The sequence below is a fragment of the Lentzea sp. DG1S-22 genome, assembly GCF_036321065.1.
Classification (GTDB): Bacteria; Actinomycetota; Actinomycetes; order Mycobacteriales; family Pseudonocardiaceae; genus Lentzea; species Lentzea jiangxiensis.
The window spans coordinates 5405795-5418936 of sequence record NZ_CP143276.1; the positions used below are offsets into that span (position 1 = coordinate 5405795).

Annotated in this window: 14 protein-coding genes; 12 read left to right on the plus strand and 2 right to left on the minus strand. The window is 69.9% G+C overall.

The window, feature by feature from the left end; translation table 11 throughout:
• Positions 1 to 2 precede the first annotated feature (2 nt).
• Positions 3 to 1280: a PhzF family phenazine biosynthesis isomerase gene (locus V1227_RS25040; protein WP_329787936.1), complete on the plus strand. Its 1278-nt coding sequence runs from the start codon at positions 3 to 5 to the stop codon at positions 1278 to 1280.
• Here the strand turns inward: V1227_RS25040 and V1227_RS25045 are convergent.
• Positions 1270 to 1701 (minus strand): nitroreductase family deazaflavin-dependent oxidoreductase, encoded by a 432-nt coding sequence (locus V1227_RS25045; RefSeq protein WP_329787937.1) that lies wholly within the window; start codon positions 1699 to 1701, stop codon positions 1270 to 1272. The two genes, V1227_RS25040 and V1227_RS25045, sit on opposite strands and share 11 nt — an antisense overlap.
• 181 nt (positions 1702 to 1882) lie before the next feature.
• On the opposite strand from V1227_RS25045, the gene V1227_RS25050 reads away from it, so the two are divergent.
• A complete protein-coding gene (locus V1227_RS25050) occupies positions 1883 to 2833 on the plus strand; it encodes a LysR family transcriptional regulator (protein ID WP_329787938.1) in 951 nt (316 codons plus the stop codon).
• A 556-nt stretch (positions 2834 to 3389) separates the two neighbouring features.
• On the opposite strand, the gene V1227_RS25055 is transcribed toward V1227_RS25050, so the two are convergent.
• On the minus strand, positions 3390 to 4148 hold the full coding sequence (locus V1227_RS25055) for an SDR family oxidoreductase (protein ID WP_329787939.1): 759 nt from the start codon (positions 4146 to 4148) through the stop codon (positions 3390 to 3392).
• Between the two features lie 108 nt (positions 4149 to 4256).
• On the opposite strand from V1227_RS25055, the gene V1227_RS25060 reads away from it, so the two are divergent.
• The 10 genes from V1227_RS25060 to V1227_RS25105 all read left to right on the plus strand — a co-directional run bounded on the left by V1227_RS25060 (position 4257) and on the right by V1227_RS25105 (position 13106).
• Positions 4257 to 4571, plus strand: a complete 315-nt coding sequence (locus V1227_RS25060; RefSeq protein ID WP_329787940.1) for a winged helix-turn-helix transcriptional regulator — start codon at positions 4257 to 4259, stop codon at positions 4569 to 4571.
• A gap of 285 nt (positions 4572 to 4856) precedes the next feature.
• Positions 4857 to 5783: a gamma-glutamylcyclotransferase gene (locus V1227_RS25065; RefSeq protein ID WP_329787941.1), complete on the plus strand. Its 927-nt coding sequence runs from the start codon at positions 4857 to 4859 to the stop codon at positions 5781 to 5783.
• 66 nt (positions 5784 to 5849) lie between these two features.
• Positions 5850 to 6452, plus strand: a complete 603-nt coding sequence (locus tag V1227_RS25070) for a DUF4232 domain-containing protein (RefSeq protein ID WP_329787942.1) — start codon at positions 5850 to 5852, stop codon at positions 6450 to 6452.
• 224 nt (positions 6453 to 6676) lie between these two features.
• On the plus strand, positions 6677 to 7108 hold the full coding sequence (locus V1227_RS25075; RefSeq protein ID WP_329787943.1) for a hypothetical protein: 432 nt from the start codon (positions 6677 to 6679) through the stop codon (positions 7106 to 7108).
• Between the two features lie 239 nt (positions 7109 to 7347).
• Positions 7348 to 7608: a hypothetical protein gene (locus tag V1227_RS25080; RefSeq protein WP_030467713.1), complete on the plus strand. Its 261-nt coding sequence runs from the start codon at positions 7348 to 7350 to the stop codon at positions 7606 to 7608.
• Positions 7608 to 7859 carry a hypothetical protein gene (locus V1227_RS25085; RefSeq protein WP_191303694.1) on the plus strand — a complete coding sequence of 84 codons (252 nt, stop codon included), beginning with the start codon at positions 7608 to 7610 and terminating at the stop codon, positions 7857 to 7859. Before V1227_RS25080 ends, V1227_RS25085 begins: the two co-directional genes overlap by 1 nt.
• Entirely contained in the window at positions 7859 to 10678 is a 2820-nt protein-coding gene (locus V1227_RS25090; RefSeq protein WP_329787944.1) for an FtsK/SpoIIIE domain-containing protein, read from the plus strand. Before V1227_RS25085 ends, V1227_RS25090 begins: the two co-directional genes overlap by 1 nt.
• Positions 10679 to 10850: 172 nt before the next feature.
• Positions 10851 to 11294: a hypothetical protein gene (locus V1227_RS25095; protein ID WP_329787945.1), complete on the plus strand. Its 444-nt coding sequence runs from the start codon at positions 10851 to 10853 to the stop codon at positions 11292 to 11294.
• Entirely contained in the window at positions 11295 to 12011 is a 717-nt protein-coding gene (locus tag V1227_RS25100) for a GNAT family N-acetyltransferase (RefSeq protein WP_329787946.1), read from the plus strand.
• Between the two features lie 81 nt (positions 12012 to 12092).
• Positions 12093 to 13106 (plus strand): NADP-dependent oxidoreductase, encoded by a 1014-nt coding sequence (locus tag V1227_RS25105; RefSeq protein WP_236220541.1) that lies wholly within the window; start codon positions 12093 to 12095, stop codon positions 13104 to 13106.
• Positions 13107 to 13142 lie beyond the last annotated feature (36 nt).

Genomic DNA, 13142 nt, shown 5'->3' on the forward strand with positions numbered 1-13142 from the left:
GCATGGAACTCGTGCCGTGGCAGAACGAGCACTTCGGCTACATGCTGCGGTGGGCGTCCGATCCCCGCATGACCGCCCACGTCGGCAACGGCATGCCGTGGACGCCGGACTACGTGGACGAACGCCACGCGCAGGCGTTGAAGCACTGGGAGGACCACGGCTTCGGCCTGCACGCCGTCGTCGAGGACGGCGTGGTGATCGGGCTGGCGCAGATGCTCGACGGCGACCTGGGGCAGATCGAGATCGGCTACTGGATCGACCCGGCGCACTGGGGCCGCGGGGTCGCCACCCGCGTCGCCGCGGAGCTGCGGGACAAGGCCCTCGCCATCGCCGACCGGGTCGTCGCGGGCCACCAGGCGGACAACGTCGCGTCCGGGCGCGTGCTCGAGAAGGCCGGGCTGACCTACTTCACCAGCAGGTGCGGCGGCGGAAGAGTGGAGCACCACTACGCGTTGCAGCGGGGTATGAGCGACACCGGGGTACTGCGCTACAGCGCGTTCACGAAGGACCCGGCGGGCGGCAACCCGGCCGGAGTGGTGCTCGACGCGAGCGACCTCACCGACGAGGAGATGCTCGCCATCGCCGCGAAGGTGGGGTACTCGGAGACGGCGTTCGTGCTGCCGCGTTCGGAAGAGCGCGTGTTCGACGTCCGGTACTTCAGCCCGAAGGCCGAGGTGCCGTTCTGCGGGCACGCCACGATCGCCACCTCCGTCGCGCTGGCGGAGCGGATCGGGGACGGGACGCTGACGTTCCACACGCCCGCCGGGGAGATCACCATCGAGACCTCCGGCGGCACGGCGTCGCTGACCAGCGTGCCGACCAGCACGGCCGAGGCCGGTCCTGAGCTGGTGTCCGCGGCTCTGCGGGCGTTGGGGTACGAGGAGATCGGCTCCGGACCGGTGCACGTCGGGTTCGGCGGGGCGCGGCACCTGATCGTGCCGCTGCGGGACCGCGAGCAGCTGGCCGCCCTCGACTACGACTTCGACGCGTTGCGCGACCTGATGCTGGAGCACGACCTCACGACCGTGCACCTGTTCTGGCGCGAGTCGGCGGACCTGGTGCACGCCCGCGACCCGTTCCCGGTCGGCGGCGTGGTCGAGGACGCGGCGACCGGGGCGGCCGCCGCGGCGTTCGGCGGCTACCTGCGCGACCTCGAGGGACCGCAGCGGTTCGTGATCAGCCAGGGCGAGGACATGGGCAGGCCGTCGCGGCTGGAGGTCGACGCCACCCGCGAGGACCGGCGGGTCACCGTCACGGGTGCCGCCGTCCTCATCCCTTGACGCGCTCCAGCACGACGACGGGGATCTCGCGGTCGGTCTTGGCCTGGTACTCGTCGTAGTCCGGCCAGACCTCGGTCATGAGCTTCCACAGCCGGTCCCGCTCGACGGGGCCGGCGGTGCGGGCGTTCGCCTGGAACTTGTCCGCCGCGACCTGCACGTGGACGACCGGGTCCTCGGTGAGGTTGAGGTACCAGGACGGGTGGGCGGGCGCGCCGCCCTGCGAGGCGACCACCACGTACCCGTCACCGTCGGGCTGGTAGATGAGCGCGGTGCGCCGCAGCTCGCCGCTCTTGCGCCCCTTGGTGGTCAGCAGCAGCGTGTGCACGCCGGGCCGCCACTCGTGGCCCTCCGCGCCGTCGGTCTCGACGTACTTCCTGATGTGCTCTTGCACCCAACTCGTGGGAGAGTCCTTCACCGCCATGGGTTCGACGCTACTGCCGCGGAGCGCAGGGTGCGCGGCAGCAGCGTCGAACCGAGGGGTGCACCCTCCCGCGCCGGACCCGTAGGCGCTGCCGCAAAGCGCCGGGCCGGAAGATCGATCGAAGCCACTATGCCCCGATCGAAGGGTGGCGGCGCATTCAGAAGGGGGATACAAGGTCTTTATGCCCGAGCTGGAGCTGCGCCACCTCCGCGCGGTACGGACCATCGCCGAGGAAGGCAGTGTCACCAGGGCCGCGACGCGCCTGGGACTCACCCAACCGGCGCTGTCGGCCCAGCTGCGCACCGTCGAGAGACTCGTCGGCGGCCAGCTGTTCGACCGGACGCGCAACGGATGCGTCCCCACGGACCTGGGCCGCCGGGTGCTGGGCACGGCACGCCTGGTGCTCGACGAGATGGCCCAGCTGATGAGCACCACCCCGGCCGCGGACCGCCGCGGGCCGCTGATCTTCGGCTGCATCCCGGTCCTGTACTTCGCGCGGCTCGTGGAAGGGCTCCGGGAGCTCAACTCCGACGTCCGCGCGGAGGTGCGGCCGTCGTCGGCGGAGATCGTGGACATGCTGGAGGCCGGACAGGTCCACGTGGCGCTGTTCGAGTTCTTCGACGGGATGCACGCCCGCGACCTCGCCGGCATCGAGCTGCGCAAGCTCGTGACCGAGCCCGCGTTCGTGGCCCTGTCGGAGACGGACCCGCTGGCGTCGCAGGAGGAGGTGGAGCTGGGCCAGCTCGCGGACCGCGACTGGGTGACGCCGCCCAAGCCGCACATCGGCTCGCGGACGCAGCTGTTCCAGGTCTGCGCGGACGCCGGGTTCGTGCCCCGGCTGACGCACCACACGGGCGAGGCGAGCATGGCCAGGGGCCTCGTCGCCGGCGGGTGCGTGTCGTTCGCGGCGGCGCCCTCGCGGACCGGGGAGGGCATCGTGATCCGGCGGTTGCGGGGCATGCCGTTGATGACGGACATCTTCGTGGCCACCCGGAGGGATTCGCCGGTGGCCGGGCGGGCGCACGAGGTGTTCGCCTGTGCTGCCGGGGCTTATCGGTCCGTGTTGGACCGCAATCCGGAGTACCGGAAGTGGTGGGACGCGCATCCGGAGGCGCATCCGGAGTTCAACTGACGGACTTTGGGTGGGGTGTGGGTGCGGGGCGGTTTGCGTTGGTTGGTGCCGGTTCCAGCGGGGTGGGTGCGTTGGCGCGGTTTGGTCGCCTTGCGAGGGTGGTTCTTCAGGTCGGGACGAAGCGCCGGGGTTGCGATTGGAGCTTGACCTCGAGCCTCTGGCGGGGTGCTTAGACGGCCGGAAAAGCCGGGGCAGAAAGAGCCCCGGCCGAGCCCTGCGAGGGAAGCATCCCGCCCCTCGAGGTAAAGCCCCAATCGCCTTCGCCGGTGCCGACCGCTACCCGGCGGCGCCAGGTTCATCCGGCTCGCTGCGCATCGCCACGCCAGGCTGCGTGCGCGGCTGGGCTGCGACTTCGGCTGTCCGGTTGGGTGCGCGCGCTGGGCCTGGGTGCGTGGTCGCCTTGCATTGGCGACTGCGGCGGGCACCACGCCCACAAGCCTCGGTTGTAGGAATGTCAACATTGCTACAACCGGCCCACGGCCCACTGGCGGCTGGCGGCGAACTCGCCTCGGTGGCCGCCCCGCGAGGGCGACCACAGGAAGGCGCAGCGCGTGGGTCAGACCGCGATCGGCCGGGACGGGCGGCCGATCAGCTTCTCCAGGTCCGGGCGCACCTCGGCGAAGACGCCCTCGCGGATCGCCTTGAAGAAGTCGACGACGATCGGGGGCACGCCCGCTGCGAGGAGGTCGTCGTCGCTCACGTCGCGGAAGCGGTCGCCTGCCAGTTCCGGGAACGACCACGAGGTCGAGCCGGTGAGTTCGTAGGTCTGGTTCTCGTGGCCCTCGGTGGTGAGGGCGACGGCGGCGGCGAGGGCGTAGTCGTCGCGGGCCGCGCTTGCGATGCGGCCGTCCTTCGTGGAGACGGCGACGGTGTCGGCGGCGAGGGCGCCGAGGTAGTTCTCGTGGTACATGCCGTTGCGGAGGAAGGTGTACGGGATGCCGGTGGCGCGGATGGCCTCCTCGGTCGCCTTGTGGACCGCGGCCACGCCGACCGTGGAGGTGTCCGCGTCGGTCAGGCTCGTGTAGAGGATGTGGCCGACGCCGGCTTCGACGGCCTTGGCGACGGCGTTGGTGTGCTGCTGGATGCGGGTTTCGGTGTCGGGGGCCTCGCCGGACACGATCAGGAGCTTGCCCGCGCCGCGGAAGTCGAGGGTCTCGGGCTTCTCGAAGTCGCCCTGGCGGACCTCCACGCCGTCGAGCGTGAACTTCTTCGGGTCGCGCACGGAGACGATGACCTGCTCGTTCGTGCGGTCGAGGACGTAGCGGACCACTGCGTTGCCGAGCTGGCCGGTGGCGCCGGTGATGAGGATCGTCATGAGCGGAAGCATGAAGAAAGCGCTAACCTTTCGTAAGTACCCACCTTGGAGTTGGGTACTTACTCGGAGGTGAGCATGCAGGTCACCGCGTGTCCTGAGCGGGCGATCATGGAGCACATCACAAGCAAGTGGGGTGTGCTGGTGCTGCAGGTGCTGTCCGACGGCGGGTCGTGGCGGTTCAGCGCGCTGCGGCGCGAGCTGGCGGACGTGGTCAGCGAGAAGATGCTGACGCAGACGTTGCGGACGCTGGAGCGGGACGGGTTCGTGCTACGGGACGTGAAGCCGATCATCCCGCCGCACGTCGAGTACGCGTTGACGCCGCTCGGCAAGGGGGCCGCTCGTCACCTCGTGGCGCTCGCCCATTGGATCGAGGCCAACCAACCGGAGGTCAGCCAGGCGCAACGGCGCTATGACGCGTCCTGAAGTTCGCTGGAGAACGGCAGCTCAGACATCGGGTCGGTCACCCGAATGCGTAGTGAACGTTCTCACACCTCCCTGGTCAGCGCGATGGATCATCGGATGGGTCACGATCAGGGGGCGCATTCGGAGGCCTTGAACTGGCACAATGGACCAATGGCCCAACCGTTCACCGACGAAAGCCATCCGGCGGAGCCCTATCCGGGCACTCGTCCAGACCACTGTTTCGTCCACGTCGACGAAACGGGCTGGCCAGTGCGACCGGACCTCACGATGGAGTCGGGATGGCGTGTGGAGCCGGAGAACATCGATCTGGACCAATGGCTCGCAAACCACGGTGAACCCCCGCTGGCCGCCCGGATGCCGGTGCTCGGTTACGGGTCGAACGCCAACCCCAGCAAGCTCACCTGGCTCCGCGAGGAGCTCGGTCTCGAAGGCCCCGCTGTCGTGCTCCGCGCACGGTGCGAGGGCCTTTCTGCTGTCTGGGCCGCCGGGCTGCGCATGCGCGACGGGCAGCGGCCGGCCACGCTCGCCGGGGCGCCCGGCGTCACCGAGGAGCACTCCATCTGGTTCGCGACGCCCGAGCAGCTGAGGGTGCTGGACCGGTGCGAGGGGCGTGGGCTGCGGTATCGGCTCGTGCGCGTGCACACGGGGCGTGTGGTGCTTTACAACGGTGGCGTCATCGACAGCGTTCTGGCGTACACGGCGGGCTCCAAGAAGCGGATGCCCGTGCTCTTCAACGGCCGCATGGTCCGGTGCGCGGACGTCTCGCAGCGGGGCGCGCGCGTGCTGGGTGAGAGGCCTGCCATGACCGACGGTCTGGACGTGACCGAGGCGCACGGGGAGCCGTCCGCAGACGACTGGCCCGAACTGCTGTTCGTCTACGGGACGCTCCAGCCCGGCGCGAGCGCCTGGCGGCTGATGGAGCCGCACGTCGTGGAGTCCGAGAAGACCCACCTGCCCGGCACGCTGTTCGACACGGGGCTGGGCTACCCGGCTCTGCGTCCCGGCGCCGGCCTCGGCGTGCCCGGCTTCGTGCTGCGGCTGCGGTCGCCCGAGATCGCGCTGCCGCAGCTCGACGAGTACGAGGGCGACGACTACCGGCGCGTGCGGGTCGTGCTGCCGGACGGGCGGATCGCCTGGACGTACATCTGGACCGCCGCGGTGAAGGGCATGGCCGAGCTGCCCGACGGCTGGGACGTCCACCAGATCCGGTGAATTTCCGGCACGTTGTGTGGGCTTGTTGGTAATTGGGCACATCCTCCAGTGGTAGGAGGTGCACCCATGACACGACGGTTGATCGCTTGCGGACTGCTGGTGCTCGCTTCCGTTACGGCCTGTGGGACCAGAACGCCGGAAAACGCCGCGCAGACGCTGCCGACTGCGTCGTCCACGTCCTCGTCCACGCCGTCATCGACCGATCCGTCGGCCGCTCCGCCTTCGGACAACCCGGGAGCGGCCGGCCAGGACGTGAAGCGCTGCGACTCGACCACGCTCAAGGGCGAGGTCGCCCCGACCGACGCCGGTGCGGGCAACAGGTACGGCAGGTTCATCGTCACGAACTCCGGCACGGTGCCGTGCACGTTGAACGGCTACAGCGGTTTCCAGCTGGAGAACGCCTCCGGCGTGGTGCCGACCAAACTGGAGCGCAAGGCCGATCCCGGGCCTTCCCAGATGACGCTCGCGCCCGGCGGCAAGGCGGCGGCGAACCTGCACTGGAACGTCGTGCCCGCGGGCGGCGAACCCGTGGAGGGCCCGTGCCAGCCCGAGCCGTCGAAGGCCTCGGCCATTCCGCCCAACGAGACGGCGCCGCTCAGCGTGCCGTGGACCCTGGGCCCGGTGTGTTCCGGCGGCCGGATCGAGATAAGCGCTTTTTACGCCGCTTAGGCGCGAGCACACCCGGATGTCCTCGCCGTGCTGCCCCGCGGCGGGGACATCGGGCTGCGGCGAAGGCCCCGCCGGGCCGCCGACCGTCCTGATAGGACACTGCATCGGCGCACCGGCCGGATCCGCGGTTCCGCCTTCGAGGAGCGGCCCGCCGGTCGGCGGCGAGGCCGTCACCCAGGTGCTGGAGCGCGCCGGCCGCGTCGTCTGACACCATCTCTGCTGCCATGGACGAAGACGACCTCGTGCTGCTGATCACCGTTGTGGTCGAGGCGGCGGACGAGCACCAGGCGCGCGCCGCGTGCGACGCGCTCATCAGCCGTGCGGGTGCCCAGATCGTGGACGCCCGCGACTGCTCGGACGAGGAGCCCGGTTGCTGGGCCGTCGTCCTCACCCGGCAGAGCACCGAGAAGGCCACCCACAACGTCTCGGCGGCGCTGGCGCGGGCCGTGCGGACCTTCGTGCGCGGCCTCGGCGACGGCTTCCCGACGCCGCGAGTGGCGTGCGAACCGCCCACGGCGTGGACCGTGCTGGACGAACCGGAGCTCATCAACGGCCTCGTGCCGGGCGCCGAGCGCGTTCTGGTCGAGGCGTGGGCCGGAGATGACCCTTTTGGTGCAGGCACTTTGCGTGACAACGCCCCCGCGAAGCCGTCTTGATTCACCCGGCCGGTCGGCATGAACGCTCAACAGGCTGTAGGCGGCATTGTGAGAGTTGCTACACCCGTGGACAAGGGGCCAGCCGCGCGCTCAACTGATCATTAAATCAAGGCCCGTTCGAGTGCATTCAGGCATCCACCCGGTTAGCCGATCTTCGCTCTCAACTGTGAAAATCTGGGCACAATCTCTACTCAGGGTGGTCTCCAACCACCTGTGTTCCGGAGGGTTCGGGAGCCGACATGGCCAGCATCGAAGAGGTCCGTGCCGCAATTGCCCAGGCGATCGACAAGGCGAGCCAAAGCCAGTCGGCCCTCCAGCAGGCGGCTGAGCTCGCCGAGGACGCGCAGCAGCTGCTGACATCGGTCACGCAGGGCTCCGTGCAGGCGGACGTCGAGACGACGAACGCCCAGTTCGCCCAGGTCGTGTCCGGCGTGAGCGAGCTGCAGAACTACCTCGGCGCCGGCATTTCCGGGGCCGAGGGCATCAACAGCAGGCTTTGATGGCTTCCATCGGCGAGGTTCGCGCCGCGCTCGAGCAGGCGAGCGAGATCCTGCGCGAGTCGTACCGCAGTGTGCGATCAGCGCAGGAAGGCCTCGACGAGGCGGTCGCCATCCTCGCCGAGTCGAGCGAGAACCACCACGAGTCGCTGCTTCCACCGGAGTTCGTGCGCGCCAAGGAAAGATTTCCCGATCAACTCGAACTGATGGTGGGAACACTAGAGCGCATCCAACGACTCACCGTGGAGCTGTGATGAGCAGGCGCGACGACCGGCGGCGGAGGATCGAGGACGCGTTCGCGGAGTTCCAGCGCGCCGTCTCGGCCGCGCTGGGCTCGGTGGCGCGCGAGCACCGTGCGCTCGCCACCGAGCACGCCAAGGACATGTTCGAGCTGACCGTGCGCGGCATGGGCGTCGACAAGGCGGTGCAGGACGCCGCGCTGAGGGACGTCACGCCGTTCCTCACGGTCGACGAGAAGCGCACGGGGAACCCGCGCCGGGCACCGCTGTCGATGGCGCAGTTCGCCGATCGGCTCGCCCAGATCGAGCACGACTGGAAGCAGTCGTACCGCGAGTGGACGACCTCCGGCCCCGACCAGCTGACGGCGCTGGTGAACTCGGTGGCCGCCGGACCCGCCTCCTGGCCGTACGAGGCGTGGCTCGGCCATCCGGGCACCCACGACGGCAGCCAGGGCGTGCCGGAGCTGTGGCGCATCGGCACCGGCGTGGTGACGTCCGCGCCGGAGACCAGCCCGTTCCCCGTCGCGGTGCCGCTGCTCGACCAGGCGCACCTGCACATCTCGTCCACACCGGACACCCGCCAGCTCGCGGACACGCTGGTGGAAAGCCTTTTGTTGCGGGTGCTGTCGCACTTCCAGCCCGGCCTCGTGCACGTGCACGTGTGGGACGTCGGCCAGCTGACCGGGTCGCTGCCCGGCCTCTACCCGCTGACCCGCGCGAACCTGCTGACGGTGCACGACCCGTCGCGGCTGCACGAGCTGCTCGACGAGCTGTCCGAGCACATCCGCCAGGTGCACACCAAGGTCCTGGTCGACGGCCACCTGACCGTGCGCTCGGTCAGCGGCGAGGGCAGGCGCACCGAGCCGTGGCGGATCGCCGTGCTGTTCGGCAACCGCAAGGCGTTGAAGGAAGAACACCAGCAGCAGCTGCAACGCGTGGCGCGCAACGGTTTGGCGTGCGGCGTGCAGCTGTTCATCGTGGACATCCCGATCACGGTCAACTCGCCGGTCGAGACGGTGTCGTTGCGCAACGACGGTTCCGCCACCTGCACGATGACCGGCAAGCACGTCGCCGTGACGCTGGACCCCGCTCTGCCGCGCACCCTCGTGCCGCGGGCGTGTGCCGCCATCGCCGAGAAGCGCGAGGAACGCCGTTCGCGCATGGGCAAGTTCGGCGACCTGCTGCCCGACAGGCCGTGGACCGAGAACTCGTCGGCGGGAGTCATCGCGCCCGTGGGGTTCGACGACGGCGAGCAGGTCTGCGTGCAGCTGGGCGACACCTCGCCGCACGCGTTGATCGGCGGGCCTTCGGGCTCCGGCAAGACGAACTTCCTCTACGCGATGCTCGGCTCGCTGTGCGCGCGGTACTCGCCGGACGAGCTGGAGCTCTACCTGCTGGACTTCAAGGAGGGCGTGTCGTTCGCGCAGTTCGCGCCGGGCCGCAAGGACCCGTCGTGGCTGCCGCACGCGCGCCTGGTCGGCGTGAACGTCAACACCGACCGCGAGTTCGGCGTGGCACTGCTGCGCTTCCTGTCCGACGAGATGCGCCGGCGTGCCGACGCGGCGAAGCAGCACGAGGTCACGAAGCTCGAACACCTGCGCGCCGAGGACCCGTCCGGCCGCTGGCCGCGGATCGTCGCCGTGATCGACGAGTTCCAGTACCTGTTCAGCGAGCGCGACCAGGTCACCGCCGCCGCCACCCAGCTGCTGGAGGACGTGGCGCGCCGCGGCCGTTCGCAGGGCATCCACCTGGTGCTGTCGTCGCAGGACGTCTCGGGCATCGAGGGGTTCTGGGGCAAGTCGGCGATCTTCGAGCAGTTCACCGTCCGCATCGCCCTGCCCAAGGCCCGCCGCGTGCTGGCCGAGCCGCAGAACGACGCCGCCGTGGAGCTGCCCCGCTGGCACGCGGTGATCAACCACGAGTCGGGGGTGAAGCCCGGCAACGAGATCTGCCGCATCCCGGACTCGACGTCCAAGGGCACCATGGACCTGCTGCAGACCCAGCTGTGGCGGCACGAACCCGGCCAGGCGCCCGGCCTGTTCGACGGCAGCAAGATCCCGCTGCTCGACGCCCTGCCCGACTTCCTCGACCTGCGACCCGGTGACGCCTCGCCCACCGTGCTGCTCGGACAGGTGATCGACGTCGCGGGCAGCGCGGCACGGGTGAGGTTCGCCCGCACGCCGGGCCGCAACATCGCGGTGATCGGCTCCGTGGTCCAGGACGCGGCCGCCGTGCTCGGCGGAGCGGCCGCGTCGCTGGGCAGGCAGCACGAGCCGCACGAGGCGGCGTTCACGCTGGCCTGCATGGTGGACGAGGCGATGCCCTCGGCGCAGCACCTGGCGAAGCGCCTGAGCGCCGACGGGCACGACGCGTCGGTGGTCGGCATCGACGGCATCCGCGAGCTGCTGGACAGGACGGCGACCCGGTTGCAGGCGATCAACACCGGCACGGCCGACTCCCCGCCGTCACCGCACTACCTGGTGCTGTACGGCGTGGACGCGGCGCAGACGTTGCTGGAGCAGAAGGACCCGGCGACCCGCACGTCCGGTGTGGACAGCCTGCGCACCGTCCTGAAGCACGGCCCGGAGAACCGCACGCACGTGCTGGGCTGGTGGCGCGGCGTGCAGAGGCTCAAGGCGAGCCTGCCGCCCGGCGTCTACGACGACATCGGCGCCTGGGTGGCGTTCGACGTGCAGGGCAAGGAACTGCTGTCGCTCGGACCGGAACAGGTGATGGCGTGGTCGCCGCGACCGCGGCGCGGCCTGTTCTTCGACAGGTTCGAGCACTCGCGACCGCAGGTGATCATCCCGTTCGACACCGGAGAAGCGTCTTGACCTCGTCCCCGCGCCTCGCGGCAGGGGACTCCGACCCTCGCGGATCGAGTTCCCCGCCCCACGGGCAACCGCCTCGCCGACCGGTATCGGCTCGGTCACCGTTCGCAGTGGGATTCGACACCTTCAAGATTGCCGTCCTCGCCACCGTGGGTACACGTCGATGGGAGTTCCGATGAACCCGATGATGACGACGATGTTCGAGCCGGTCCCGTCGCAGCGCCAGAGCGAGGAGGTGATCGAGGTGCCGGCGATCTCCGCCGTCGAGCGCTACAAGGAGATCATCGCCATCGCCACCGACGCGGCGGCCCGCCAGCGCAAGCTGGACGAGGTGCGGTGTGCCGAGCTCGCCCGGCGGATCGCGGCGACGCAGCACGAGATCGCCGAGGTGCGCGATCGCGAGCGGGTCGTGCGGATGGGCGCCGCGCTGCACTGGGAGGCCGCCGTCGAGCAGCTGTGGAACGAGCGCTGGCTGCAGATGGTCACGTTCCCGCAGCCCGACGAGTCGGTGCCCCCGCGTCCCCAGGGCGAGTACAACCACGCTATGGACGTGGCGTACCAGGCGCTGGAGGACTCGCTCGCGAAGCGGACCCTGTTGCGCCGCAAGCAGAAGGACTGAGTGCGCCGCTTGCGCACCACCGCCGACGTGCTGGACGCCAGCGACGACCCGCTCGTCCGCTGGGCGTCCCAGGCGCTGTCGGCGGGAGGTGCCGCCTGGGGACACTGCGGCGCGGTCGCCGTGCACGCCCCCTGCCTGGCCCGGCGCCGCCGCCTGGTCCTCGCCGGCCCGGCCGAGGGCGTGGCCTCGCTGCTGGCCGCGCACGGCCGCGGTGTGGACCTGAGGCCGCTGATGGAACGCCGGCTGGCCGAGGAGGTCGAGCCGCTGATGCCGACGCCCTGGGTCGAGGACAAACCGTTCGGCTGGATGGACCGCACGGGCACGCTAGAGCTGCCCGGGGACGCCTCCTGGCTCACCGACACCGGCGACGTGACACCTCTGCTGCGCGAGGCGAACCCGGACTCGTGGGCCTGGCCGGGCGAGAAGGGCGTCCGCCGCTGGGCGGGGATCCACGACGACAGCAACACCCTCGTCGCCACAGCGGCCGAAGCGTGGTCGTCCACCGACGTCGGCTTCATGATGGGCGTGGCCGTCCACCCGTCCCGCACGAACCAGGGCCTGGGTCACCGCGTCTGCCAGTTCGTGACGTCGTCCCTGCTCACCCGCTACGGCACGTGCGCCCTTTTCGTCGACAACCACAACGCCCCGGCCATCGCCGTGTACCGCAAGCTCGGCTTCAGGTACCGCGACGTCACAACACTTCTGCCTGCGGCCTAGGTCACATCCCGGAACAGTCGTCACCGGCAGGCGGTTGAAACGGATAGTTGATCCGCAAATCAGGATGGAGATGGTTAGACCATGACCAGCACCGCACTCGAGGTCCGGCTCGCGTCCCGCCCGACCGGCTGGCCGACCGAGGACACCTTCGAGATCGCCGAGGTCGAGATCCCGACGCCAGGCGAAGGCGAGATCCTGGTCCGCAACGTCTTCATGAGCGTCGACCCGTACATGCGCGGCCGCATGAACGACGTGAAGTCCTACGTCCCGCCGTTCCAGGTGGGCGCCCCGCTGGACGGCGGCGCGGTGGGCGAGGTGGTGGCAGTCGGCGCAGGCGTCGAGGGCTTCGCCGAGGGCGACAACGTCCTGCACGGCCTCGGCTGGCGCGACTACGCCGTCGTCAACACCAAGCACGCCGTGAAGGTCGACAGCTCCGTGGCCCCGCTCACCACGTACCTGGGCGTCCTGGGCATGCCAGGCCTCACCGCCTACGCGGGCCTCCTGGTCACCGCGGAGTTCAAGCCGGGCGACACCGTCTTCGTCTCGGGCGCGGCAGGCGCCGTGGGCCAGATCGTGGGCCAGATCGCCCGCCTGAAGGGCGCAGCCCGGGTCATCGGCTCCGCGGGCTCCGCGGAGAAGGTCAAGTACCTCACCGAAGAACTCGGCTTCGACGCGGCCTTCAACTACAAGGACGGCCCGGTGGCGGACCAACTCGCCGCAGCCGCCCCCGACGGCATCGACGTCTACTTCGACAACGTGGGCGGTGACCACCTCGAAGCAGCCATCTCGAACCTGAACCTCAACGGCCGGATCACCATGTGCGGCGCCATCTCGCAGTACAACGCCTCCGAGAAGCCCACCGGTCCGAGCAACATGATCCAGATCCTCTCCAAGCGCCTCACCCTGCGCGGCATGCTGGTAAGCGACCACAAGGGCCTGCAGCAGCAGTTCGTGAGCGAAGCGGCAGCCTGGATCGCCTCAGGCGAGCTCAAGTACTCCGAGACGGTGGTGGAAGGCGGCGTCCGCCAGGCCCCCGCAGCGTTCCTGGGCATGCTGCGCGGCGAGAACACCGGCAAGATGCTCGTGAAGTTCTGACAGCCGCCCCAACGCAAAGCCGAAGGCGAGCAGTCC